This is a genomic window from Stenotrophomonas sp. 78350_Sma (assembly GCF_056482105.1).
In genome coordinates, this window is record NZ_CM151182.1 from 2,985,366 (window position 1) to 3,010,823 (window position 25,458).

Below are 25,458 nucleotides of genomic sequence, written 5' to 3' on the forward strand. Positions count from 1 at the left end.
CGCCCGTTCTGCGATGATTCCAGGCCTTGCGGCGCGGGATCAGGCTTCGGCGACGACGACGACCTTGACGGTGGTCTCGACGTCGGCGTGCAGGTGGATCAGCACGTCGTATTCGCCGATGTTGCGGAAGGCGCCTTCGCCCAGGATGACTTCGCTCTTGCTGACCGGCAGGCCGGCAGCGGTGAAGGCATCGGCGATTTCGCGGGCGCCGACCGAGCCGTACAGCTTGCCTTCGGTCGAAGCGTTGGCCGGGATGGTCACGCTCGCGCCTTCCAGCTTCGCCTTGCGGGCGTCAGCGTCGGCGTGGATGGCCTGGGCCTTGGCTTCGTATTCGGCGCGCTTGGCTTCGAACTCGGCCTTGTTGCTCTCGGTGGCCGGAACGGCCTTGCCCTGCGGCACGAGGAAGTTACGGCCGTAGCCCGGCTTCACGTCGACCAGGTCGCCCAGGTTGCCGAGGTTGGTGACTTTCTGCAGGAGGATCAGCTGCATGGTATTGCTCCAGATGAGTTATTCGTTAGCGAGGCGATGCCCCGCAACAAAGGCTGTCCGAATAGCTGGCACAGCGGGGCGGCACCGGGCCGCCCCGCCGGGCATCAGACGTCGTGGTTGTCGGTGTACGGAATCAGGGCCAGGAAGCGAGCGCGCTTGACGGCGGTCGCCAGCTGGCGCTGGTACTTCGACTTGGTACCGGTGACGCGGCTCGGCACGATCTTGCCGTTCTCGGTCAGGTACTGGCGCAGGGTGTTGAGATCCTTGTAGTCGATCTCCTTCACACCTTCAGCAGTGAACTTGCAGAACTTGCGGCGACGGAAGAACTTGGACATGGGAAGGCTCCTTAGGCGGCGGAAGCGGCGTCGTCGCCGGCTTCGTTGTCAGCGGTGTTGTTGGACTCGCCTTCTTCGTCGTCACGACGACGGCGCTCACCGCGCTCCGGCTTGTCACCCTTCTCGTCCTTGCTCTTCATGATCAGCGACTGCTCGGTGTCAGCCTCGTCACGCTTGATGACCAGGTTGCGCAGCACGGCGTCGTTGAAGCGGAAGCTCTCGGTCAGTTCGTTCAGAACGGCCTGGTCGGCTTCGATGTTCATCAGCACGTAGTGGGCCTTCACCAGGTTCTGGATCGGGTACGCCAGCTGGCGGCGGCCCCAGTCTTCCAGACGGTGGATGGTGCCGTTGCCGTTCTCGACCAGCGACTTGTAGCGCTCGATCATGGCCGGGACCTGCTCGCTCTGGTCCGGGTGGACCATGAACACGATTTCGTAATGACGACTCATGTTTTTTTTCTACCTTTCGGATGTGGCCTTGCGGCCGGACAGCCCCCCGCCGTTGAGACCGCGGTGGGGCAAGGATTCCCGCCAGGGAGGCAGGAAGCCGCGCATTATGGCGCAGAAGGGGATGGCGGGCAACCGGGCGGCCACGGCACAACCTGAACCCGCCAGCGTATTCAGCCCAGATCGACGTGAAGGCGATGCTGGCCGCATTCCAGGCACTGGAACAGGCAGCCGACCATCATCCCGTCCCGGCTCAGGTGCGCCAGCACCCAATCGGCGTCGCGTGGATTGACCGCCGCCACATCGGGCCGGACCTGGTCGAGGATGGGCAGCAGGTCTTCGTTGCCGGCGAAGCCGAGGAAGGCGCAGGGCCGCTCACAGTGGCTCAGCCAGACCGACTGCTGCCAGGACGAGTAGCCCGGCGTGCGCTCGCAGATTTCCAGCAGCAGCTCGCGGGCGATGGTCGGCGGCGGGTCGGCCGGGTCCGGAGACACCCCTTCGATATCGCACCAGCCGGTGAATTCACCCTCGTAGCTGGCCGCCGCCCTGCCATCGGCGATACACCAGGGGCACAGGTAATCGGGGCTCAGAACGGAGTAGAACGGCCCCCGGTAGCGCAGTGCGCGCGGCTGACCGCAGCAGTCGCAGACCCCGACGACCTCTTCGAAGGAGAGGGTGTAGGCGTTGGGGTGATGAATGAAAAGCGGTCGTTCCATCCGTGGATCCCCTCCCTGCCGACCAAGGTCGGCATCTACCAGGGCAGCCCCCGGTAGCGCCGGGCCACGCCCGGCGCATGCCAGGACCAGCCTTCAGGCCTTGTCGGCGTCGGTGGTGAAGCTCTCGCCGCAACCACACTCGGCGGTGGCGTTGGGGTTGCTGAACGTGAACGTCTCGCTCAGGCCGTGCTTGCCGAAGTCGATCACGGTGCCGTCCACCAGCGCCAGGCTCTTGGCATCGACGTAGATCTTCACGCCGTCCTGGTCGAACACGGTATCGCCCTCGCGCTCGTCGCGGGCCAGGTCGGTGATGTGACCCCAGCCCGAGCAACCGGTCTTGGTCACGCCGAAACGCAGGCCCAGCGCGCCGGGGGTCTGGGCGACAAAGCGCTGCACGCGCTCGAAGGCAATGGGGGTCAGGCTGACGGCCATGGGGCTACTCCAGAGGTACGGGGACATTATAAGGAGCCGTTGCCGCGAAAAATGCCTCGCAAGCAGAACGCTGCAACCGGTAAACTCCCGTGTTCACAGATCGAGTCGATCAGCAGAGGATTCAAGTCATGACGGTGGTCAGCGTTGAACATGCGCTTGCCGGGAAGATCCCGGAAGGCGGCGAAGTCACGGTACGCGGATGGGTGCGCACGGTGCGCGGTTCAGCGAATCTGGCTTTCGTGAATGTGAGCGACGGCTCCTGCTTCGCCCCGATCCAGGTCGTGGCCGGCGACAGCCTGGCCAACTTCGACGAGATCAAGCGCCTGACCAGCGGCTGCTCGGTCATCGCCACCGGCACCCTGGTGAAGTCGCAGGGCAAGGGCCAGTCGTTCGAGATCCAGGCCAGCGCGCTGGAGGTGGTCGGCTGGGTCGAAGACCCGCTCACCTACCCGATCCAGCCCAAGCCGATGTCGCCGGAGTTCCTGCGCGAAGTGGCGCACCTGCGCCCGCGCACCAACCTGTTCGGTGCGGTCACCCGCATCCGCAACTGCCTGGCCCAGGCCGTGCACCGTTTCTTCCACGAGAACGGCTTCAACTGGATCAGCACCCCGATCATCACCACCTCCGACGCCGAAGGCGCCGGCCAGATGTTCCGCGTGTCCACCCTGGACATGGTGAACCTGCCGCGTGACGAGAAGGGCGCGATCGATTTCAGCCGCGACTTCTTCGGCAAGGAAACCTTCCTGACCGTGTCCGGCCAGCTGAATGTCGAGGCCTACTGCCTGGCGCTGAGCAAGGTCTACACCTTCGGCCCGACCTTCCGCGCCGAGAACAGCCACACCACCCGCCACCTGGCGGAGTTCTGGATGATCGAGCCGGAAATCGCCTTCGCCGACCTGGCCGAAGACGCACGCCTGGCCGAAGAGTTCCTGAAGTACCTGTTCCGCGCGGTGCTGAACGAGCGCAGCGACGACCTGGCCTTCATCGCCGAGCGCGTGGACAAGAACGCGATCACCAAGCTGGAAGATTTCATCAACGCACCGTTCGAGCGCATCGACTACACCGATGCGGTCAGCCTGCTGCAGAAGTCCGGCAAGAAGTTCGACTTCCCGGTCGAATGGGGCCTGGACCTGCAGACCGAGCACGAGCGCTGGCTGACCGAGGAACACGTCGGCCGCCCGGTGGTGGTGACCAACTATCCGGAGCACATCAAGGCCTTCTACATGCGCCTGAACGACGACGGCAGGACCGTTGCCGCGATGGACGTGCTGGCCCCGGGCATCGGCGAGATCATCGGCGGCAGCCAGCGCGAAGAGCGCCTGGACGTGCTGGACGCGCGCATGGCCCAGTTCGGCCTGGATCGTGAGCACTACAGCTGGTACCGCGATTTCCGCCGCTATGGTTCGGTGCCGCACGCCGGCTTCGGCCTGGGCTTCGAACGCCTGGTGGTATACGTCTGCGGCCTGTCCAACATCCGCGATGCGATCCCCTACCCGCGCGCCCCGGGCAGCGCGGACTTCTAAGCCCCATACGACCACGGAGGTACTGCCCCCATGACCCTGTTCTTCGCCCTCTGTTTCGTCGGCGTTGCAGTGGCCGGGTTCAGTGCCTTCGTGATCTTCTGGCCGCTGACCCTGGTGCATGTGCGCGACCGCCATCCGGCGCTCGCCGCGCGCTTCGGCAGCGGCGCCTTCCTCAAGCCCGATGCCCTGGCCTGGCTGCTGCGCCGTGACTATCGCCAGCAGCCGGACCGCTCGCTGTCCGGTCTGGCGACGCCGGCCTGGGTATCGCTGCTGACCCTGCTGGCCGGACTGGGCATGGCCGCCCTGCTCTGGCTGGCCTCGCTCTGGTAATACGCTCATGAATGACATCACCGCCTCGCGCGACAGCTGGTGGCTGGCCAGCCTCGGCAACACCCTGATCTGGGCGCGCCTGCGCGTGCGCCCGGCCGGCACCGCCGAAGTGCTCGACAGCGATGGCAACACGCTGAGCTATGACAGCGAAGACACCGCCCGTTCGCAGCTGTTCGACGCCGAGTTCGTCGAGTACGACGGCCTGGACGAGGAGGACGCGCTGGTGCGCGGCTTCAGCCTGCACGAAGTGCAGCCGCCGCAGGCCGACAGCGACGAGGGCCTGCGTGGCCGCATGATCCAGTCGCTGGGCGGGCGCGCCTGACCCCGGCATGTTCACCCCGCGCGCCTTCGCCGAGACCGACCTGCTCTGGCTGGATCGCCTGCTGGTGCGTGACCCGTTCGTCACCGTGCTCACCGTCGGCAGCGACGGCCTGCCCGAGCTGACCCGGATGCCGGTGCTGTACCACCGCGACGGCGAACACATCGAACTGCGCGGCCACTGGGCCCGCGCCAACCCGCAGTCGCGCCGAAGCGGCGCGGCCAAGGTACTGGTCGACGGCCCGCACGGCTATGTCTCAGCCAGCTGGTATCCGGACAAGGAGCCCGCCGCGCGGGTACCCACCTGGAACTACGCCGCCGCCGAGCTGCGTGGCCAGCTGCAGACCTTCGACGACACCGGTTCACTGGCCGAACTGGTCGGCGCGATCAGCGACCGCTTCGAGGCCAGCGTCGGCCAGGACTGGCAGTTCGATGCCACGCGTGCCGAGCATGGCCCCGAGCTGCGCGCCATCGTCGGCTTCCGTTTCCAGGTCGAGCAGGTGCAGCTGAAGCTCAAGCTGAGCCAGAACCATCCCGATGCCAACCAGCGCGCAGTGATCGCCGAGCTGGAACAGCTGGGCACTCCCTCTTCCACCGAGTTGGCGCAGTGGATGCGCTGGCATCGCGAACAGGCCGCCCGCAGCGACTGAACGCCCCAGATTCCCGCGATGACGCAGCCGGATGGCTGCGGCGCGCCCACACCCGACGCCAGGGACCCGAACATGAAAGACATCCACAAGCTGCTGCAGAACAACCGCGACTGGGCCGACCGCATCGAGAAGGAAGACCCTGAGTTCTTCCACCAGCTGGCCAAGCAGCAGCACCCCGAGTACCTGTGGATCGGCTGCTCCGATTCGCGCGTGCCGGCCAACCAGATCATCGGCATGGCCCCGGGTGAAGTGTTCGTGCACCGCAACGTCGCCAACGTGGTCGCCCACACCGACCTGAACTGCCTGAGCGTGGTGCAGTACGCGGTGGACCAGCTGAAAGTGAAGCACATCCTGATCGTCGGCCACTACGGCTGCGGCGGCGTGCATGCCTGCCTGCACAACACCCGCGTCGGCCTGGCCGACAACTGGCTGCGCCACGTGGGCGATGTGATGCAGAAGCACACCGGCATCCTCGATGCGATCGAGACCGATGAGCTCAAGCACGCACGCCTGTGCGAACTGAACGTGATCGAGCAGGTTGCCAACCTGTGCCGCTCGACCATCGTGCAGGACGCCTGGGCCCGCGGCCAGAAGCTGATGGTGCACGGCTGGGTCTACAGCCTGAAGGACGGGCGCGTGCGCGAGATGGGCATCGACGTCGGTTCGCAGGAAGAGCTGCAGCCGGCGTATGAAAAGGCCCTGTCCTACGTCCCGCGCAAGGGCAAGCGCGACTGATCCCTTACGGATGACCACCATGCTCGCTTCGCCGATCAACCTGCACGCCTGGATCGAAGAAAACCGCCACCTGCTGAAGCCACCGGTGGGCAACAAGATGATCGACAACGGCGACTTCATCGTGATGGTGGTGGGCGGGCCGAACTCGCGTACCGACTTCCACTACGACGAAGGCCCGGAGTGGTTCTACCAGCTCGAAGGCGAGATGGTGCTGAAGGTTCAGGAAGACGGCGCGGTGCGCGACATTCCGATCCGCGCCGGCGAGATCTTCCTGCTGCCGGCCAAGGTGCCGCATTCGCCGCGGCGCCCGCCCGGTGGCATCGGCCTGGTGGTCGAGCGCAAGCGCCTGCCGCACGAGAAGGACGGCGTGATCTGGCATTGCGAACGCTGCAACCACAAGCTGCACGAAGAGTATTTTCCGCTGCAGAACATCGAAACCGACCTGCCCAAGGTGTTCGCGCGCTACCACGCCAGCCTGGAGCTGCGCACCTGCAGCGAATGCGGGCATGTGGACCCGCTGCCGGTGCCAGCCGCGGGCTGAGCCAGAGAACGGTCGTTGCCCACCTTGGTGGGCGCTTGCTCGCTCCCGCTCTGGTAGATGCCCACCTTGGTGGGCGCTTGCTCGCTCCCGCTGTGGTAGATGCCCACCTTGGTGGGCGTTTGCTCGCTCCCGCTCTGGTAGATGCCCACCTTGGTGGGCGCTTGCTCGCACCCGCTCTGGTAGATGCCCACCTTGGTGGGCGTTTGCTCGCTCCCGCTGTGGCAGATGCCCACCTTGGTGGGCGCTTGCTCGCTCCCGCTGTGGTAGATGCCCACCTTGGTGGGCGTTTGCTCGCACGTGCGCCAACCAAGGTTGGCGACTACCGGGTCATGTGGCGCTGGCGTAAGGTTGGCAGCGCCCCGGCCAGGCCCCAGGCGCTACACTGGCAGCCCCGTTGCAGCCTGTTGCCCGACCATGTCCGACCTGCTCAGCCGCACCCACGCCATTGCCCTGGACGCCGCCGATCCGCTGCGCCCGCTGCGTAACGAATTCCTGATTCCGCGCCATGGCGGCGGCGAGCAGACCTACTTCGTCGGCAACTCGCTGGGCCTGCAGCCGCGTGGCGCTCAGGCCGCCGTGCAGGAAGTGATGAAGCAGTGGGGCGAGCTGGCGGTGGAAGGCCACTTCACCGGCCCGACGCAGTGGCTGTCCTACCACCGCCTGGTGAGCGCGCAGCTGGCCCGCGTGGTTGGTGCACTGCCCAGCGAAGTGGTGGCGATGAACACGCTGAGCGTGAACCTGCACCTGATGATGGTCAGCTTCTACCGGCCGACCGCGCAGCGCCCGGTGATCCTGATGGAAGCCGGTGCGTTCCCGACCGACCGCCACGCGGTGGAAGCGCAGATCCGTTTCCATGGGTTCGACCCGGCCGAGTGCCTGGTGGAAGTGCAACCGGACGAAGCCAGCGGAACGATCTCGCTCACCGCGATCGAGCGCGCCATCACCGAACACGGCCCGCGCCTGGCCCTGGTGTTGTGGCCCGGCGTGCAGTACCGCACCGGCCAGGCCTTCGACCTCGATGCAATCACCCGTGCTGCCCGCCTGCAGGGCGCGCGCATCGGCTTCGACCTGGCACATTCGGTCGGCAACCTGCCGCTGCGCCTGCATGACATCGCACCCGATTTCGCCGTGTGGTGCCACTACAAATACCTCAACAGCGGCCCGGGCGCCGTGGCCGGTGCCTTCGTGCACGAGCGCCATCACCGCGACACCACCCTGCCGCGCTTTGCCGGCTGGTGGGGCCATGAGGAATCCACCCGCTTCCAGATGGCACCGCAGTTCACCCCCGCCATCGGTGCCGAAGGCTGGCAGCTCAGCAATCCGCCGATCCTCGGCCTGGCGCCGCTGCGCGCGTCGCTGGACCTGTTCGAGCGCGCCGGCATGGAGGCGCTGCGCAGCAAGTCGCTGGCCCTGACAGGCATGCTCGAAGCGCTTGTACGCGCACGCCTGTCCGGCGTGCTCGACATCATCACCCCGGCCGAGCCGCAACGCCGTGGCTGCCAACTGTCATTGCGCGTGATCGGTGGCCGCGAGCGCGGCCGCGCGCTGTTCGAGCACCTGCGCGGCATCGGCGTGCTGGGCGACTGGCGCGAGCCGGACGTGATCCGCATCTCGCCCACCCCGCTCTACAACCGCTACCTGGACGTGCACCATTTCGTCGAGGAAGTGGAAGCCTGGGCCGGCCTCTGAGCCGGCCCCTCCCCTACTGCTGGACAGTTCGTTGATCGCACACGCCTCCCGCTCGTTGAGCATTATCGGTGCCGGCCTCGCCGGGTCCCTGCTGGCCATCCTGCTGTCACGCCAGGGCTGGCGCATCACCCTGTACGAACGCCGCGGCGATCCGCGCGTGGCCGACTACGAGAGCGGCCGCTCGATCAACCTGGCGCTGGCCGAGCGTGGGCGCAACGCGCTGCGCCAGGCCGGTGTGGAAGACGAGGTCATGGCGCGCGCGGTGATGATGCGCGGCCGCATGGTGCATCCGCGCGAAGGCGAACCTCAGTTGCAGCGCTATGGCCGCGACGACAGCGAAGTGATCTGGTCGATCCACCGCAGCGACCTGAACACCACGCTGCTGGAACTGGCCGAACAGGCTGGCGCGACCGTGCACTTCCACCGCCGCCTGCACACCGTCGATTTCGATGCCGGCTACGCACGCTTCATCGATGACCGCGACGACAGCCCGCACGACATCCGCTTCGACACCCTGATCGGCGCCGATGGTGCAGGCTCGGCGCTGCGCGCGGCGATGAACCGGCGGGCGCCGCTGGGTGAGGACATCGCCTTCCTCGACCACTCCTACAAGGAGCTGGAAATTCCGCCGGCCGCCGATGGCAGCTTCCGTATCGAGCGCAACGCGCTGCATATCTGGCCGCGCGGCCACTACATGTGCATCGCCCTGCCCAATCACGAAGGCACCTTCACCGTCACGCTGTTCCTGCCCAACCAGGGCGACCCCAGTTTTGCCACGATCAACACCGGCGCACAGGCCGAAGCATTGTTCGCGCGCGAATTCGCCGACACCCTGCCGCTGATCCCGAACCTGCGCGCGGACTGGGAACAGCACCCGCCGGGCCTGCTTGGCACGCTGACGCTCGATCGCTGGCACCAGCAGGGCCGTGCGGTACTGATCGGCGATGCCGCGCATGCGATGGTGCCGTTCCACGGACAGGGCATGAACTGCGCGTTCGAGGATTGCGTGGCTCTGGCCCGTCACCTGATGGAAGCGGATGATCTGGAGGGTGCGTTCGCCGCGTTCGAAGCCGAGCGCAAGCCGAACGCGCGTGCGATCCAGCAGATGGCGCTGGAGAACTACCTGGAAATGCGCGACCGCGTGGCCGATCCCGCCTTCCTGCTGCAGCGTGAGCTGGAGCAGGAACTGCAGCGGCGCTGGCCGACCCGCTTCGTGCCGCATTACACGATGGTCACCTTCCTGCATACGCCGTACGCGGAAGCCCTGCGCCGCACCGAGCTTCAACGCGACATGCTGGTGGCGGCCACGGCCGGCCTCGATTCACTGGACAACATCGACTGGGCGGCACTGGAAGCGCAGATCCATGCGCAGCTGCCGGTCCTGGAGGGCGCGCACTGATGGCTGACAGCTTCCTGTTCTACGACCTGGAAACCTTCGGACAGGACCCGCGGCGCACGCGCATCTCGCAGTATGCCGCGATCCGTACCGACGCCGATCTGAACGAGATCGACACCCCCGTCAGCTTCTTCGTGCGCCCGGCCGACGATCTGCTGCCCTCGCCGATGGCCACCCTGGTCACCGGCATCACCCCGCAGCAGGCACTGGCCGAGGGCATCAGCGAGGCCGAAGCCTTCGACCGCATCAACGAGCAGCTGTCGCGCCCCGGCACCTGCGCACTTGGCTACAACACGCTGCGCTTCGACGATGAATTCGTCCGCTACGGCCTGTTCCGCAACTTCCATGACCCGTACGAACGCGAGTGGCGCAACGGAAATTCGCGCTGGGACCTGCTGGACATGCTGCGGCTGATGCGCGCGATGCGTCCGGACGGCATCCAGTGGCCGCTGCGCGAGGACGGTGCCACCTCCTTCAAGCTCGAACACCTGGCCGAGGCCAACAACGTGCGCGAAGGCGATGCGCACGAAGCGCTGTCCGACGTGCGTGCCACGATCGGCATGGCGCGGCTGTTCAAGCAGTCGCAACCGCGCCTGTGGGACTACGCCCTGAAGCTGCGCGACAAGCGTTTTGTCGGCAGCCTGCTGGATGTAACCGCGATGAAGCCGGTGCTGCACATTTCCATGCGCTATCCAGCCAGCCGCCTGTGCGCGGCGCCGGTGCTGCCGTTGGCCATGCACCCAACGATCAGCAACCGGGTGATCGTGTTCGACCTGGACGGCGACATCGACGACCTGCTGGCACTGCCGGCCGACGTGATCGCACAGCGCCTGTACATGCGCGCCAGCGAGCTGCCCGAGGGCGTTGCACGGGTGCCGCTGAAGGAGGTGCACGTCAACAAGGTGCCGGCGCTGATCGCCTGGAACCACCTGCGTGCCGACGACCACGAGCGCCTGGGCCTGGACGTGGCGGCCATCGAAGCCAGGATCGAGCGCCTGCGCGAATTCGCCCCACAGCTGGCGGAGAAGGCGCGCCAGGTCTACAACCAGCCGCGCGTGGCCACCGTGGCCGATGTCGATGCATCGCTGTACGACGGATTCCTCGGCAACGGTGACAAGCCGTTGCTGGCCCTGGCCCGTACCACCGCGCCTGATCAGCTGGCCGCGCTGGAAGGCCGCTTCCGTGACCCGCGCCTGCCCGAACTGCTGTTCCGTTACCGTGCGCGCAACCATCCCGGCAGCCTCGCGCCGGCTGAACGCCAGCGCTGGCAGGATTACCGCCGCCAGCGCCTGCTCGGAGACGGCGGCCTGGGCGAACTCAACCTGTCCCAGTACCAGCAGCAGCTGGATGCACTGGCCGCCGAAGCGCCCGAGGACACCCGGCGCCAGGCCCTGCTGCAATCGCTGCGCGACTGGGGCCAGCACCTGCAGGAGACGCTGTGAGCACTTATTTCTCGGACGCCAGCTTCAAGTTCCTGCGCAGCCTTGCGCGGCACAACGACAAGGCCTGGTTCAACGATCACCGCCAGCAGTACGAAGACCACGTGCGGCAGCCGTTCCTGCGCCTGCTTGGCGACCTCCAGCCGGCGCTGGCCGAGGTCAGCGAACACTTCCGCGCCGATACCCGCGGCGTCGGTGGCTCGTTGTTCCGCATCCATCGTGACGCGCGTTTTTCCAACGACAAGTCGCCGTACAAGACCTGGCAGGGTGCACGCCTGTTCCATGAGCGCCGCCGCGAAGTGGCCGCGCCCTCGTTCTACGTGCACCTGCAGCCGGGCGAGAGCTTCGTCGGCGCTGGCCTGTGGCACCCAGAACCCGAGACGCAGCGCCGCGTGCGCCACTTCATTCTCGACAACCCGGGCAGCTGGAAGGCCGCCGCGCATGCTCCGGCGCTGCGCAAGCGCTTCGACTTCGAGGAGAGCGAGAAGCTGGTGCGCCCGCCACGTGGCTTCCCGGCCGACTTCGAATTCATTGACGACCTCAAGCACCGCAGCTGGGTGATGTGGCGCTCGCTGGACGATGCCACCATGACCGGCCCGCGCCTGTTGTCCACGCTGGGCAAGGACCTGGCTGGGCTCGGCCCGTTCGTCGACTACCTGTGCGCGGCGCTGGACCTGGAGTTCTGAGCCGCATCACCTGCCGTTCACCACTGGCTGCCTCACTTGCGGCAGTCTGGACAGCATGAAGAAGCTCACTGCACTGGCTGTGCTGCTGGTCCTGGCCTTGGCTGCGTGGTGGTTCGGTGGCCCGTACATGACCGTGCATGGCCTGTCCAAGGCCATCGAAGAACGTGACACGGCGCGACTGGAACGCTACGTCGATTTCCCGCGCGTGCGCAGCAGCCTGCGCGCGCAGCTCAATGACTATATGGTGCGCCAGGCCGGCCCGGATGTAGCGGCCAGCCCGTTCGGCGCCCTGCTCTACGGCCTGGGCGACCAGCTCGGCGGTGCTGCGGTGGACACCATGGTGACCCCGACCGGCATCGGCGCGATGCTGCAGGGCCACGTGCTGTGGAAGCGCGGTCGCAATGAACTGCAGGGCGGCGATGCCTTCGGCCCGACCGAACCGGCACGGCCGTTGAAAAACGCCGAGCATCACTTTGAAGCGCTGGACCGCTTCGTGATCGACGTTGATCGCGGCCCGGGCCAGCCGCCGTTGAAGGTGGTGCTGGAACCGCAGGGCCTGCGCTGGAAGGTGGTGGACCTGCAGTTGGGGATGTCAGGCAGCCCTTGATCGGACCCGTGGCCTGACGGCAATGCCAACCAGCTTTGGCAACTACCGGGACACAGCGCTCTGGTAGATGCCCACCTTGGTGGGCGCCGATGCATGGCAGTGCCAACCAACGGTTGGCACCCACCCGGCATGGTTTCACCCCTCGTTGGCGACGCCATGCGGCACATGGCCGGCGGCCACGTGTTCGCGCGCACTGTCGATGTTGTGCTGCGAATCGTCGAAGAAGATGTCGGCGCCGAAGGCCTGCAGGAAGGGGCCCTTGTGGCGCCCACCAAGGAACAGCGCCTCATCCAGGCGCACACCCCACTCCCGCAGGGTGCGGATCACCCGCTCATGGGCCGGCGCCGAACGCGCGGTCACCAGCGCGGTACGGATCGGCGCACTCTCGCCGGCCGGGAACACTTCCTGCAGCGTATGCAGCGCCGAAAGGAAGCCACGGAACGGTCCACCACTGAGCGGTTCGCGGGCACGTTCACGCTCGTGGCGGCCAAACGCCTCCACGCCCTGCTCGCGCGAGATGCGCTCGCTCTCGTCGCCGAAGATCACAGCGTCACCGTCGAAGGCGATGCGCAGCTGCCCGGCCGGGCGACCGGTATCGATCTGGTCGGCCGCTGCTGCTGCAGTCTCGCCGGGCGGCTTGGGCAGGATGGTGGCCGCGGCGATGCCATGACGCAGCGCACTGCGCACTGATTCGGGGTTGGCCGACAGGAACAGGTCGGTACCGAATGGCTTCACGTACGGCCAGGTCGGTTCACCGGCAGTGAACGTGGCGCGGATGATGCCCAGGCCGTAGTGCTGGATCGAATTGAAGATGCGCAGGCCGGTATCGGCCGAGTTGCGCGACAGCAGGATCACCTCGACCCGCGGGTTCTCCGGGCTGGCGCCCTGGTTCAGCGCCAGCAGCTTGCGCACCACCGGGAAGGCCACGCCGGGGCCGAGGATGTCGTCCTCGTGCTGGCGCTGGAATTCGGCGTACGCCGCCACGCCATCGCTCTCGAACAGCGCGTGGCTTTCCTCGAGGTCGAACAATGCGCGCGAGGTCACCGCAACGGTCAGCAAACGGGGAGAGTTGTCGCCCATCGGTGGGGGTCCTTCAAGCGGTCGGCGTGGCCGGCCGCCTATTGTCCTCAAAAAACGAACTGTTCGCTCAGGATCCTGTCTTCCAGGTTGTGCTCCGGGTCGAACAGCAGGGTCACGCGGCGGTCCTTCGACTCGCGGATGGTCACCTCGACCACGTCGCGGGTCTCGTGCGAATCGGCGGTCACGCTGACCGGGCGCTTGTACGGATCGAGCACCCGGAAGCGCACCTCGGTATCGGCCTTCAGGATCGCGCCGCGCCAGCGCCGCGGCCGGTACGGGGCCAACGGCGTCAGCGCGATGGTGTGCGAGCCCAGCGGCAGCACCGGACCATGCGCGGAATAGTTGTAGGCGGTGCTGCCGGCCGGGGTGGCCACCAGCACGCCGTCGCCGATCAGTTCGGCCACGCGCTCCTGGCCGTTCAGGTCGATGCCGATATGCGCGGCCTGCCGGGTCTGGCGCAGCAGCGAAACATCGTTGTAGGCAAGCGAACCGGTACTGGTACCGGACTCGGTCAGCGCCACCATTTCCAGCGGGCGTAGATGGGCCGGCTCGGCGCGGGCGATGCGGGCATGCACGTCTTCGTCGCCACGGTACTGGTTCATCAGGAAACCGACCGTGCCCAGCTTCATGCCGAACACCGGCTTGCCCAGATGCCCATGCCGGTGCAGGGTCTGCAGCATGAAGCCATCACCACCCAGCGGGCACAGCACGTCGGCCTGCTCGGGCGCGTAGTCGCCATAGCGCGACACCATGGCCGCGCGGGCCATCTGCGCGGGCTCGGTGGTGCTGGCCAGGAAAGCGATGCGGGGGGTGTCGCTCATCGGTGGATCCGGGTGGGTTTGATGGAGAGCATAACCGAGCGCCGGGAGTTGGACCCCGTGGGGCGGATGGCCGGCATATCCGCCGGGACACGCCGTAAACCCATCCCTGGGGGCTCGATCGCGCCATCATGGCGCTCACGGTCCCGACGGATATGCCGGTCATCCACCTGGCAGGTTCACGGCCGGCATCGGGTCAGGTGGTCGCAAAGGTCAAGGGCAGAAACAGAACGGCCCCGCTCTCGCGGGGCCGCTCTGTTTCAAGCATGCCGGGCAGCGCCCGGCACTACATCACTTACGCACCGTGTGCCGCCAGCTGGCCCAGGCGCTGCACCGCGACCGAGACGGTCGGGTAGTCCAGGGTCTTCTGCTCGGCCAGTTCGGCCAGCATCGCCAGGGTGAAGCGCAGGCTGTTGTCGTCACGGCCCATCCAGGCTGCGACCTTGGCCTCCGCGCTGCTGCCCTTGGTGCCCAGCACCTGGCCGGCCAGGTTGCGGTGGTTGGCCGCCAGTTCGTCACGCAGCACGCCACGTGCCACGGCGTGCCAACGACCGTTGACCTCCAGCGCGTCGACCTGCTCGAACAGCCACGGCAGCTGCAGGGCATCGCCCAGGCGGAAGTGGACCTTGGACACGTCCACCGGCTTCAGCTTGCGGGTGCGGGCCAGTTCGATGATGTCGAACGCCGGCTCCAGGAAGTGCAGTTCGGCCAGCTGCTGCGCCAGCGCGGACGGCAGGCCCTTTTCCTTCCACTCGGCCACCAGGGCTTCGTAGGTCGGACGCTGCGAATCCGGCAGCACACCCGAAGCAACGCGGATGTCGTTGAACGGGCCCTGGTAGCGGTTGACCGCTTCGGTGATGCCCGGCATCGCACCCGGGCGCGACAGCAGCCAACGCACGAACGAACGCTGCAGCTTCCAGATCACTTCCAGTGCATCGATCTGCACCGACTCCGGCACCTTGCCGTCGAGGGCATCGATCTGCGCCCACAGCGCGCGTGCATCCAGCGTTTCGCGGCTGATGGTGTAGGCCTTGGCGACCTCGGCGATGGAACGGCCGGTGTCTTCCTGCATGCGCATCAGGAAGGTGGCGCCCATGCGGTTGATGGTCTGGTTGGTCACGGCCGTGGCGATGATTTCGCGCTTCAGGCGGTGACGCTCCATCGCGTCGGCGTACTTCTTCTGCAGCGGGGTCGGGAAGTAGCGCTGCAGTTCCTTGGACAGGTACGGATCTTCCGGGATGTCCGAATCCAGCAGCTGGGCGAACGCCACCAGCTTGGAGTAGGACAGCAGCACCGACAGTTCCGGACGGGTCAGGCCCTGGCCGCGTGCCTTGCGCTGCGACAGCTCGGCGTCGGACGGCAGGAACTCGATCTGGCGATCGAGCAGGCCCTGCTGTTCCAGGGTACGGATGAAGTGCTGCTTGGAACCCAGGCGCTTGACCGCCATCCGCTCCATCAGGCTCAGCGCCTGGTTCTGGCGGTAGTTGTCGTTGAGCACCAGCTCGGCGACTTCATCGGTCATCGAGGCCAGCAGCTTGTTGCGCTGCTCGACGGTCAGCTTCTTGGCCCGCACCACATCGTTGAGCAGGATCTTGATGTTGACTTCGTGGTCGGAGGTGTCCACACCGGCCGAGTTGTCGATGAAGTCAGTGTTGAGCAGCACGCCGGCCTGGGCGGCCTCGATGCGGCCCAGCTGGGTCATGCCCAGGTTGCCGCCCTCGCCCACCACCTTGCAGCGCAGCTCGCCACCGTTCACGCGCAGGGCGTTGTTGGCGCGGTCGCCGACATCGCTGTGCTGCTCGCTGGCGGCCTTGACGTAGGTACCGATGCCGCCGTTCCACAACAGGTCGACCGGTGCCTTCAGGATCGCGCTCATCAGATCGTTCGGCGACAGCGCCTTGACGTTGTCGTCCAGGCCCAGCGCTTCACGCACCTGCGGGGTGATCTCGATCGACTTCAGGCTGCGCGGATAGATGCCGCCGCCCTTGCTGATCAGCTTGGCATCGTAGTCCGCCCAGCTCGAACGCGGCACGGTGAACAGGCGCTCACGTTCGACGAACGTGGTGGCCGCATCCGGGTTCGGGTCCAGGAAGATGTGGCGGTGATCGAAGGCAGCGACCAGGCGGATGTGGCGCGACAGCAGCATGCCGTTGCCGAACACGTCGCCGGACATGTCGCCGACGCCGACCGCGGTGAAGTCCTGGCTCTGGCTGTCACGGCCCAGCGCACGGAAGTGGCGCTTGACCGACTCCCACGCACCGCGTGCGGTGATGCCCATGCCCTTGTGGTCGTAACCGACCGAACCACCGGAGGCGAACGCATCGCCCATCCAGAAGCCGTGCGCGATGGCCAGGCCGTTGGCGATGTCGGAGAAGGTCGCGGTGCCCTTGTCGGCCGCCACCACCAGGTACGGATCGTCCATGTCGTGGCGCACGACATCCACCGGCGGCACGATCTTGTTGTTGACGATGTTGTCGGTGATGTCCAGCAGGCCCTGGATGAACAGCTTGTAGCAGGCCACGCCGTTGGCGAAGATCGCATCACGGTCGCCGTTCACCGGCGGGGTCTTGGCGAAGAAGCCGCCCTTCGCGCCGACCGGCACGATGACGGTGTTCTTGACCATCTGCGCCTTGACCAGGCCCAGCACTTCGGTACGGAAGTCTTCACGACGGTCCGACCAGCGCAGGCCGCCACGGGCAACGGCACCGAAGCGCAGGTGGGTACCTTCCACGCGCGGGCCGTAGACGAAGATTTCGCGGTATGGGCGCGGCTTCGGCAGGTCCGGCACCAGCGCCGAATCGAACTTGAAGCTGATGACGTGGCCGTGCTGGCCGTTGGCATCGGTCTGGTAGTAGCTGGTGCGCAGGGTCGCGTCGATCACGCCCATGAACGAGCGCAGGATGCGGTCCTCGTCCAGGCTGGACACGCGGTCCATCAGCTTCAGCAGCGCATCGCGCGCGGCCTGCATCTGTGCGTCGCGGTCACCCTTGCGGGCGTCGACCACGGTCTTGAGCACCTTCAGGGTGGCGTCGTCGCCTGCAGCCAGCACGTCGAGGTGGGCCTTCAGCTGGGCCTGGCCGGCAGCGATGTCTTCCTTGCTTTCATGGCCGGTGGCCGGATCGAAGCGCGCTTCGAACAGTTCCACCAGCAGGCGGGCCAGCAGCGGGTAGCGCGCGAAGGTGCCTTCCACGTAGGCCTGTGAGAACGGCACGCCGGTCTGCAGGAGGTACTTGCAGTAGCCACGCAGCATGGCGACCTGGCGCCAGTGCAGGCCGGCGGCCAGCACCAGGCGGTTGAAGCCATCGTTCTCGGCATCGCCGTGCCAGACGCGGGCGAAGGTCTCGCCGAAGGCTTCATCGACGCTGGCGGCATCAATCGCACCGGCGGTCGATTCGACCTCGAAGTCCTGCACGTACACCGGGGCGTTGTCGACCGACAGGCGGTACGGACGCTCCGCAATCACGCGCAGGCCCATGTTTTCCATCATCGGCAGCGCGTCCGACAACGGGATGTCGTCCAGCTGGCGGTACAGCTTCAGGCGCAGGCCGTCACCGCTTTCGCGCGGCACGGCCTGCAGGCTCAGGCGCAGGTCGTCCGGGCCGGTCAGGGCGTCGAGCTGGCTGACATCGTTGGCGGCAACGGCGGTGCTGTTGTCTTCGATGTAGCCGGCCGGCAGCGCCTTGCCGATACGGGCAGCGATGCGCAGGCCTTCGCTCTCGCCGTGGCGGGTGACCAGCGCTTCACGCAGGTCGTCCTGCCAGTTGCGCAGCACCTGGGCCAGCTTCTGCTCCAGTTCGGCGGTATCGACGTCGAGCATTTCACCCGGCTTCGGGCGCACGATCAGGTGCACCTGGGCCAGCGGCGATTCGCCCAGCACCACCGAGCTGTCCACGTACTCACCGTGCAGCGCTTCCTTCAGCATCGCTTCGATGCGCAGGCGAACGTCGGTGTTGAAGCGCTCGCGCGGCAGGTAGACCAGCGCGGAAATGAAACGGCTGTACTTGTCGCGGCGCAGGAACAGGCGGCTGCGCACGCGCTCCTGCAGGCCCAGCACGCCCATGGCGGTGCGGAACAGTTCGTCCTCGCTGGACTGGAACAGTTCTTCGCGCGGCAGGGTTTCCAGGATGTGGCGCAGCGCCTTGCCACTGTGGCTGGCCGGGGCCAGGCCCGACTGCTTCATCACGTGCTCGTGGCGCTGGCGCACCAGCGGGATTTCCCACGGGCGACGGTTGTAGGCGCTGGAGGTGAACAGGCCAAGGAAGCGCTGCTCGCCGATGATCTTGCCCTTGGCGTCGAACTCCAGCACGCCGATGTAGTCCATGTAGCCGGCGCGGTGCACGCGCGAACGGGCATTGGTCTTGGTCAGGATCAGCGCGTCCTTCAGGCCGGACGTGGCGTTCAGGCCCTGCGCGGCCAGGGTCTTGACCGGACGGGCGGCGGACTTGTCCTTGCCGCGCATCAGGCCCAGGCCAGTGTCGTTCAGCGGCGCCAGCACATCTTCCTTGCCCTGCTTCTCGACGCGGTACTCGCGGTAGCCGAAGAAGGTGAAGTGGTTGTCGGCAGCCCAGCGCAGGAATTCCTGTGCTTCCTTGCGCGAGGCGTCGTCGACCGGCAGCTGGCGCTTGCCCAGGTCGTCGGCCAGCGCCAGCGCCTTGTCCTTCATCGGCTGCCAGTCGCGCACGATCGCGCGCACTTCGTCCAGCGCCTTGTTGATGGCCTGTTCGATGGCGGCCATGGCTTCGGCCGGCTGGCGGTCGATCTCCAGCAGCATCACCGACTCGGCATCACCCTCGCCGACCTTGACCAGCTTGCCGGCCTTGTCGCGGCTGAAGCGCAGCACCGGGTGGCCCAGCACGTGGACGCCCACGCCCTGTTCGGCCAGCGACATGGTGACGGTATCGACGAGGAACGGCATGTCGTCGTTGACGATCTGCAGCACCGTGTGCGGCGATTCCCAGCCATTGGCCTTCGCGGTCGGATTGAACACGCGGACGTTGGCCTTGCCGGCCTTGCGGGCACGGGCGAATTCCAGCGTCTCAGCCGCGAGAGCGGCCCACTCTTCAGCGCTGTGGTGCGGGAACTCGTCCGACTCCATGCGCTTGTAGAAGTCAGTGGCGAACGCCACTGCTTCGGCCTGTGCGGCCGCGGGGTAGCGCTTGCGCAATGCCGTGTACACCGGCTCCAGGGAGAAACCAGCGGTCACTGCGACCTCCGACTCTGCTGGTTTGGTCTTGTTTTTCACGGTCTTGGCTGCGGTTTTTTGCGGTTTCATGGCAGAGCGATGCGCTTGCTCAGTTGGGAAAATGAAATTGTAGCCCTACCGCACGAAAAGGCCTTGCTGCAGGACGGAATAAGCAGATTCGGGTTTGCTGCGGTTTAGACGCCTATTCAGTTCGCACCGGTATGGTGCTGGCGCCTGTTTCAGCACTGCCGACAGGATCGGCAAAACGTGTTACCGGAAGACACACGCGGCGACGCCGATGCGATTCCACAATCCTGAACTGGACGGTATAGTCCACCGCGTGAATCCGGCCTACCTCCCCGTTGCCCTCGATGCACGCGATGAGCGCGTGTTCGACGCCGTACGCGAACTGCTGGCCCAGCAGGGCATGCAGATGAGCATGGAGGCGGTGGCCCAGCACGCCGGCTGCTCCAAGCAGACCCTGTACTCGCGCTATGGCAGCAAGCAGGATCTGTTGCGCCGGGTGATGCAGCGCCATGTCGGCCACGCCACCGGCGCCATGGTCCGTGCACTCCGCACTGACGACCTGCGTGCCAGCCTGCTCCAGTTCGCCACCGACTTCCTGGAGCATTTCAACCAACCGCACGTAGGACAGGCCTGTCGGCTGATCGCTGCCGACGCGGCCCAGTTTCCCGAAGAGGCGCGTACGCTGTACCGGCATGGGGCCGGCGCGCTGACGCTTCATCTTGCTGAATGGATTGAAACCGTTTGCATGCGCGGCCAGCTCCGGCATGACGACCCGCACTTCATGGCCGAACTGCTGCTGAGCATGATCGCCGGTCAGGATTTCGACAAACAGCGCTTCCATACCCCCCATCGTGATGACGCGCTGCTGCGTCGGCGCTGGGCAGAGTTCTCCGTCGACAGCTTCCTGCGCGCATTCGCGCCACAGCCGTTGCCGGCCCCGCCTACAAACCAACCCCGGAGTTCCTCCTGATGACCGCCCCACTCCGCACCCTTGCCTTGACGTGCGCCGTTGCTGTCGCGCTGGCTGCCTGCAAGAAGCCGGAACAGCAGATGCCCCCGCCGCCGGAGGTGGGCGTGATCGACGCCAAGCCGCAGACCCTGCCGCTGCAGCGCGAGCTGGTCGGCCGCCTGTCGCCGTTCCGCAGCGCCGACGTGCGCGCGCGCGTGCCGGGCGTGCTGCTCAAGCGCGTCTACCAGGAAGGCTCGCAGGTCAAGCAGGGCCAGACCCTGTTCCTGATCGACCCGGCCCCGCTGCGCGCCTCGCTCAACGCCTCCGAAGCACAGCTGGCCTCGGCCCGCGCCACCTATGCCAATGCCAAGGTGGCCGCTGATCGCGCCCGCTCCCTGGCGCCGCAGCAGTTCGTCTCCAAGTCCGACCTGGACAACGCTGAATCGGCCGAGCGCACCGCGCTGGCCGCGGTCAAGCAGGCCGAGGCGGCGGTGACCTCTTCGCGCATCAGCCTGGGCTACACCGAAGTGACCGCACCGATCAGCGGCGTGGCCAACAAGCAGCAGGTCACCGAGGGCGCGCTGGTCGGCCAGGGCGACGTGACCCTGCTGACCACCGTCGACCAGCTCGATCCGCTGTACGTGAACTTCTCGCTGAGCGTGGACGAACTGAGCCAGCTGCGCGCGCAGCAGGCCAAGGGTGCGCTGGCACTGTCCGGTGACGGCAAGGCCACCGTCAGCGTCAAGCTGGCCGATGGCAGCACCTACAGCGAGCCGGGCACCCTGGACTTCTCCTCGACCACGGTCGACCCGGCCACCGGCGCGGTGTCGCTGCGTGCGCTGCTGCCGAACCCGCAGCAGATCCTGCTGCCGGGTGCCTTCGTCAGCTTCCAGGCCAACCTGGGCGAGCGCAACAACGCCTACCTGGTGCCGCAGCAGGCGCTGCTGCGTGACACCACCGGCGGCTACGTGATGGTGGTGGGCGCCGATGGCAAGGTCGTTCGCAAGAACGTCAAGACCGACGGCGCGCAGAACGGCAACTGGCTGGTCAGCGACGGCCTGGCCGCCGGTGACAAGGTGATCGTGGCCGGCGTGCAGAAGGTCAAGGAAGGTGCACCGGCGGTGGCCAAGCCGTGGACCCCAGGCCAGGACGCCAACGGCAAGCCTGCCGCAGGCGGCGCGCCGGCAGGTGCAGCACCGGCCGCAGGCAAGGCACCGGCCGACGCGGCCAAGCCCGAGCAGGCCGATGCGGCCAAGCCGGCCGCCACCGATTCGAACAAGCAGTAACGGGAACCTTCCGTCATGCCTAAATTTTTCATCGAACATCCAGTCTTCGCCTGGGTGGTTGCGATCCTGATCTCGCTCAGCGGCGTGATCGCGATCCTCAACCTGGGCGTGGAGTCCTATCCCAACATCGCCCCGCCGCAGGTCACCGTCTCGGCGACCTACCCGGGCGCCAGTGCCGACACCACGGAAAAATCGGTCACCCAGGTGATCGAGCAGCAGCTGACCGGTATCGATCACCTGCTGTATTTCAGTTCCTCGTCCGCCTCCAACGGCCGTGCGCAGATCACCCTGACCTTCGAGACCGGTACCGATCCGGACATCGCCCAGGTGCAGGTGCAGAACAAGGTCTCGCTGGCCACGCCCCGACTGCCTTCGGAAGTGACCCAGCAGGGCGTGGTGGTGGCCAAGGCCAATGCCGGCTTCCTGATGGTGATCGCGCTGCAGTCCGATACGCCGGCCATCAACCGTGATGCCCTGAACGATATCGTCGGTTCGCGCGTGCTCGACCAGGTCTCGCGCATCCCCGGCGTCGGCAGCACCCAGCAGTTTGGTTCCGAGTACGCCATGAACATCTGGCTGAACCCGGAAAAGATGCAGGGCTACGGCCTGTCGGCCAGCCAGGTGCTGGCGGCAGTGCGCGCGCAGAACGTGCAGTTCGCCGCCGGTGCGCTGGGTTCGGACCCGTCGCCGGAAGGCCAGCACTTCACCGCCACGGTCTCGGCCGAAGGCCGCTTCAGCTCGCCGCAGGAGTTCGAGAACATCATCCTGCGCGCGAATCCTGACGGCTCGCGGGTGCTGCTGAAGGACATCGCCCGCGTTGCCTTCGGTGCCAACAACTACGGCTTCGACACCCAGTACAACGGCAAGCCGACCGGCGCCTTCGCCATCCAGCTGCTGCCGGGCGCCAACGCCCTGAACGTGGCCGATGCGGTGCGCGCCAAGATGGACGAGCTGCAGCCCAGCTTCCCGTCCGGCGTGACCTGGTTCTCGCCGTACGACAGCACCACCTTCGTCAAGATCTCGATCCAGGAAGTGGTCAAGACCCTGTTCGAAGCAGTGTTCCTGGTGTTCCTGGTGATGCTGATCTTCCTGCAGAACTTCCGCGCCACCCTGATCCCGACCCTGGTCATCCCGGTGGCCCTGCTCGGCACCTTCCTGGGCATGTGGATGATCGGCTTCACGATCAACCAGCTGACCCTGTTCGCGATGGTGCTGGCGATCGGCATCGTGGTCGATGACGCGATCGTGGTGATCGAGAACGTCGAACGCATCATGACCGAGGAGGGCCTGGCGCCGAAGCCGGCCACGCAGAAGGCGATGACCCAGATCACCGGCGCGGTGGTGGCGATCACCGTCGTACTGGCTGCGGTGTTCATTCCGTCCGCCCTGCAGGGCGGCGCCGCCGGTGAGATCTACAAGCAGTTCGCGCTGACCATCGCCATCTCGATGGCGTTCTCGGCGTTCCTGGCCCTGGGCTTCACCCCGGCGCTGTGCGCGACCTTCCTCAAGCCGACGCACAACGACAACCCGAACATCATCTACCGCACCTTCAACAAGTACTACGACAAGATCAGCCACACCTATGTGGGCCACATCACCTCGGCGGTGCGCCATGCGCCGCGCTGGATGATCCTGTTCGTGGTATTGACCGCTCTGTGCGGCTTCCTGTTCACCCGCATGCCGGGCAGCTTCCTGCCGGAAGAAGACCAGGGCTATGCATTGGCGATCGTGCAGCTGCCGCCGGGCTCGACCAAGGGCCAGACCAACGAAGTGTTCGCGCAGATGCGTGGCATCCTGGAAAAGCAGGATGGCTATGAAGGCATGCTGCAGGTGGCCGGCTTCAGCTTCGTCGGTTCCGGCGAGAACGTGGGCATGGGCTTCATCCGCCTGAAGCCGTGGGAGGAACGCAAGTTCACCGCGCCGGAGTTCATCCAGAACATGAATGGCGCGTTCTACGGCATCAAGGAAGCGCAGATCTTCGTGGTCAACCTGCCCACCGTGCAGGGCCTTGGCCAGTTCGGTGGTTTCGACATGTGGCTGCAGGACCGTAGCGGTGCCGGTTACGAGCAGCTGACCCAGGCCCGGAACATCCTGCTCGGCCAGGCCGCGCAGAAGCCGGACCACCTGGTCGGCGTGCGCCCGAACGGCCTGGAAAACGCGCCGCAGCTGCAGCTGCACGTGGACCGCGTGCAGGCGCAGTCCATGGGCATGTCGGTGTCGGACGTGTACAGCACCATCCAGCTGATGCTGGCCCCGGTGTACGTGAACGACTTCTTCTACGAAGGCCGCATCAAGCGCGTGACCATGCAGGCTGATGGCCCGTACCGCACCGGCCAGGAGTCGCTGAAGAGCTTCTACAGCCCGTCCAGCCTGACCACCAATGCCGACGGCACCAACGCGATGATCCCGCTCAACACGGTGGTCAAGTCCGAGTGGGTATCCGCGCCGCCGTCGCTGAGCCGCTACAACGGCTACTCGGCGATCAACATCGTCGGTTCGCAGGCGCCGGGCACCAGCTCGGGCGAAGCGATGCAGACCATGGAAGGCATCGTCAACGACGACCTGCCGGCCGGCTTCGGCTACGACTGGTCGGGCATGTCCTACCAGGAAATCCTGGCCGGCAACGCCGCGACCCTGCTGCTGGTGCTGTCCATCGTGGTGGTGTTCCTGTGCCTGGCCGCGCTGTATGAAAGCTGGTCGATCCCGGTGGCGGTGCTGCTGGTGGTGCCGCTGGGCGTGCTCGGTGCACTCGGCCTGTCGATGCTGCGTGGCCTGCCCAACGACCTGTTCTTCAAGATCGGCCTGATCACCGTGATCGGCCTGGCAGCGAAGAACGCGATCCTGATCGTGGAGTTCGCGGTGGAGCAGCGTGCAGCCGGCAAGAACCTGCGCGATGCCACCATCGAGGCGGCCCGCCTGCGTTTCCGCCCGATCCTGATGACCTCGTTCGCGTTCATCATGGGCGTGATCCCGATGGCGATCTCCACCGGCGCCGGCGCCAACTCCCGCCACGCCATCGGTACCGGCGTGATCGGCGGCATGCTGTTCGCCACCCTGCTCGGCCTGCTGATGATCCCGGTGTTCTTCGTGGTCGTGCGCCGCATGCTGGGTGACAAGCTGGATGAACCTTCCAAGGAGTTCCTGGAACGCCAGCGCGACGCGGAATCCGCGCATCGTCCGGATCGTTGATCCGGCGGTGAGCTGAAACGAAAAGGCCCCGGAGCGATCCGGGGCCTTTTTTCTTGCCACATCTGAATCCATGCCAACCAAGGTTGGCATCTACCAGGGCAACGGCATGCCCGGTAGCCGCCAACCTTGGTTGGCGCTGTTCGGGCAACGTCTCAGCGCAGCAGCGCCACCACCACGCACACGGCCACAACCGCCATCGCAGGCCATTGCATCGGCAGGAAGAAGAAGTGATGCGGAGCATGCTGGCCATGTGCACGCGGCTTTCGATTGAGCACGAAACCCAGCACTGTATTGATTGCCGAGCCAAGGCCGAACGCCAACAGGACCTGGCCGAGTGACGTATTGCCCCGACCCACCGCAGGATCGGGGAACAGAACCAGGATGAGCAGCACGGCAGCAATCGGCGTGAGCAGGGTCAGCAGCCCTGCGCCTCGATAGATGAGCATGTGGTGGTGTCCATGAACGGCCGGGCATTCTGCGATCATCGAGCCGGAATGCCAATTGATCGTTGGCCTGCCGACTGCCCAGAGACCGGTCGCATATGGCCTGTACCGGAAAGCCCCTTCCACTGCAGCGGTGGGAGTCCCCGACACCG

The 25,458-nt window shown here is 66.2% G+C and carries 23 protein-coding genes; 14 read left to right on the forward strand and 9 right to left on the reverse strand.

The genetic code is table 11. The features are described from left to right. Positions 1–39: 39 nt before the first annotated feature. The 5 genes from rplI to ACZK4H_RS13920 all read right to left on the reverse strand — a co-directional run bounded on the left by rplI (position 40) and on the right by ACZK4H_RS13920 (position 2,418). Positions 40–489 (reverse strand): 50S ribosomal protein L9, encoded by a 450-nt coding sequence (gene rplI, locus ACZK4H_RS13900; protein WP_049408589.1) that lies wholly within the window; start codon positions 487–489, stop codon positions 40–42. A gap of 104 nt (positions 490–593) precedes the next feature. Beyond that, positions 594–824: a 30S ribosomal protein S18 gene (rpsR, locus tag ACZK4H_RS13905; protein WP_002804494.1), complete on the reverse strand. Its 231-nt coding sequence runs from the start codon at positions 822–824 to the stop codon at positions 594–596. A gap of 11 nt (positions 825–835) precedes the next feature. Next, positions 836–1,273: a 30S ribosomal protein S6 gene (rpsF, locus tag ACZK4H_RS13910; protein WP_005410228.1), complete on the reverse strand. Its 438-nt coding sequence runs from the start codon at positions 1,271–1,273 to the stop codon at positions 836–838. Between the two features lie 170 nt (positions 1,274–1,443). Continuing rightward, positions 1,444–1,986 (reverse strand): CbrC family protein, encoded by a 543-nt coding sequence (locus tag ACZK4H_RS13915; RefSeq protein WP_099552372.1) that lies wholly within the window; start codon positions 1,984–1,986, stop codon positions 1,444–1,446. A 93-nt stretch (positions 1,987–2,079) separates the two neighbouring features. Beyond that, entirely contained in the window at positions 2,080–2,418 is a 339-nt protein-coding gene (locus tag ACZK4H_RS13920) for a HesB/IscA family protein (protein ID WP_006376495.1), read from the reverse strand. 128 nt (positions 2,419–2,546) lie between these two features. Here ACZK4H_RS13920 and asnS point away from each other — a divergent pair, with 128 nt between their 5' ends. From asnS to ACZK4H_RS13975, 11 genes are all read left to right on the forward strand, one after another. Then, the gene (gene asnS / locus ACZK4H_RS13925; protein WP_099552373.1) at positions 2,547–3,941 is read left to right on the forward strand and encodes an asparagine--tRNA ligase; all 1,395 of its coding nucleotides are present in this window, start codon (positions 2,547–2,549) and stop codon (positions 3,939–3,941) included. A 30-nt stretch (positions 3,942–3,971) separates the two neighbouring features. Then, the gene (locus ACZK4H_RS13930) at positions 3,972–4,271 is read left to right on the forward strand and encodes a hypothetical protein (RefSeq protein ID WP_005410232.1); all 300 of its coding nucleotides are present in this window, start codon (positions 3,972–3,974) and stop codon (positions 4,269–4,271) included. A 7-nt stretch (positions 4,272–4,278) separates the two neighbouring features. Continuing rightward, positions 4,279–4,593, forward strand: a complete 315-nt coding sequence (locus ACZK4H_RS13935; RefSeq protein ID WP_006453002.1) for a hypothetical protein — start codon at positions 4,279–4,281, stop codon at positions 4,591–4,593. 7 nt (positions 4,594–4,600) lie between these two features. Then, entirely contained in the window at positions 4,601–5,239 is a 639-nt protein-coding gene (locus ACZK4H_RS13940; protein WP_099552374.1) for an FMN-binding negative transcriptional regulator, read from the forward strand. A gap of 72 nt (positions 5,240–5,311) precedes the next feature. After that, the gene (gene can, locus ACZK4H_RS13945; protein ID WP_014037740.1) at positions 5,312–5,974 is read left to right on the forward strand and encodes a carbonate dehydratase; all 663 of its coding nucleotides are present in this window, start codon (positions 5,312–5,314) and stop codon (positions 5,972–5,974) included. Between the two features lie 19 nt (positions 5,975–5,993). Continuing rightward, the gene (locus ACZK4H_RS13950; protein WP_099552398.1) at positions 5,994–6,515 is read left to right on the forward strand and encodes a 3-hydroxyanthranilate 3,4-dioxygenase; all 522 of its coding nucleotides are present in this window, start codon (positions 5,994–5,996) and stop codon (positions 6,513–6,515) included. A gap of 414 nt (positions 6,516–6,929) precedes the next feature. Beyond that, positions 6,930–8,204, forward strand: coding sequence for a kynureninase (gene kynU / locus ACZK4H_RS13955; RefSeq protein WP_099552375.1), 1,275 nt, complete (start codon positions 6,930–6,932; stop codon positions 8,202–8,204). 31 nt (positions 8,205–8,235) lie between these two features. Beyond that, positions 8,236–9,603, forward strand: a complete 1,368-nt coding sequence (locus ACZK4H_RS13960) for an FAD-dependent oxidoreductase (protein ID WP_099552376.1) — start codon at positions 8,236–8,238, stop codon at positions 9,601–9,603. Next, positions 9,603–11,042 carry an exodeoxyribonuclease I gene (sbcB, locus tag ACZK4H_RS13965; RefSeq protein WP_099552377.1) on the forward strand — a complete coding sequence of 480 codons (1,440 nt, stop codon included), beginning with the start codon at positions 9,603–9,605 and terminating at the stop codon, positions 11,040–11,042. The genes ACZK4H_RS13960 and sbcB overlap by 1 nt, the downstream gene beginning before the upstream one ends. Beyond that, on the forward strand, positions 11,039–11,725 hold the full coding sequence (locus tag ACZK4H_RS13970) for a DUF2461 domain-containing protein (protein ID WP_099552378.1): 687 nt from the start codon (positions 11,039–11,041) through the stop codon (positions 11,723–11,725). Before sbcB ends, ACZK4H_RS13970 begins: the two co-directional genes overlap by 4 nt. Before the next feature lie 55 nt (positions 11,726–11,780). Beyond that, on the forward strand, positions 11,781–12,332 hold the full coding sequence (locus ACZK4H_RS13975) for a DUF2939 domain-containing protein (protein WP_099552379.1): 552 nt from the start codon (positions 11,781–11,783) through the stop codon (positions 12,330–12,332). Positions 12,333–12,467: 135 nt separating this feature from the next. Here ACZK4H_RS13975 and ACZK4H_RS13980 read toward each other — a convergent pair whose 3' ends face one another. The 3 genes from ACZK4H_RS13980 to ACZK4H_RS13990 all read right to left on the reverse strand — a co-directional run bounded on the left by ACZK4H_RS13980 (position 12,468) and on the right by ACZK4H_RS13990 (position 19,502). Next, on the reverse strand, positions 12,468–13,412 hold the full coding sequence (locus ACZK4H_RS13980) for a 5'-nucleotidase (RefSeq protein ID WP_005410242.1): 945 nt from the start codon (positions 13,410–13,412) through the stop codon (positions 12,468–12,470). A gap of 47 nt (positions 13,413–13,459) precedes the next feature. Further along, entirely contained in the window at positions 13,460–14,233 is a 774-nt protein-coding gene (locus ACZK4H_RS13985; RefSeq protein ID WP_049428363.1) for an NAD kinase, read from the reverse strand. A gap of 292 nt (positions 14,234–14,525) precedes the next feature. Beyond that, complete coding sequence (locus tag ACZK4H_RS13990; RefSeq protein WP_099552380.1) at positions 14,526–19,502, reverse strand: NAD-glutamate dehydrogenase; 4,977 nt, start codon at positions 19,500–19,502, stop codon at positions 14,526–14,528. 250 nt (positions 19,503–19,752) lie between these two features. On the opposite strand from ACZK4H_RS13990, the gene ACZK4H_RS13995 reads away from it, so the two are divergent. The 3 genes from ACZK4H_RS13995 to ACZK4H_RS14005 are packed head-to-tail and all read left to right on the forward strand — an operon-like array spanning position 19,753 to position 24,863. Beyond that, entirely contained in the window at positions 19,753–20,409 is a 657-nt protein-coding gene (locus tag ACZK4H_RS13995) for a TetR/AcrR family transcriptional regulator (protein ID WP_049428357.1), read from the forward strand. Beyond that, positions 20,409–21,674 (forward strand): efflux RND transporter periplasmic adaptor subunit, encoded by a 1,266-nt coding sequence (locus ACZK4H_RS14000; protein WP_099552381.1) that lies wholly within the window; start codon positions 20,409–20,411, stop codon positions 21,672–21,674. The genes ACZK4H_RS13995 and ACZK4H_RS14000 overlap by 1 nt, the downstream gene beginning before the upstream one ends. A 15-nt stretch (positions 21,675–21,689) precedes the next feature. Continuing rightward, positions 21,690–24,863, forward strand: coding sequence for a multidrug efflux RND transporter permease subunit (locus tag ACZK4H_RS14005; RefSeq protein WP_099552382.1), 3,174 nt, complete (start codon positions 21,690–21,692; stop codon positions 24,861–24,863). Between the two features lie 152 nt (positions 24,864–25,015). On the opposite strand, the gene ACZK4H_RS14010 is transcribed toward ACZK4H_RS14005, so the two are convergent. Next, complete coding sequence (locus ACZK4H_RS14010) at positions 25,016–25,309, reverse strand: hypothetical protein (RefSeq protein WP_099552383.1); 294 nt, start codon at positions 25,307–25,309, stop codon at positions 25,016–25,018. Between the last annotated feature and the right edge of the window lie 149 nt (positions 25,310–25,458).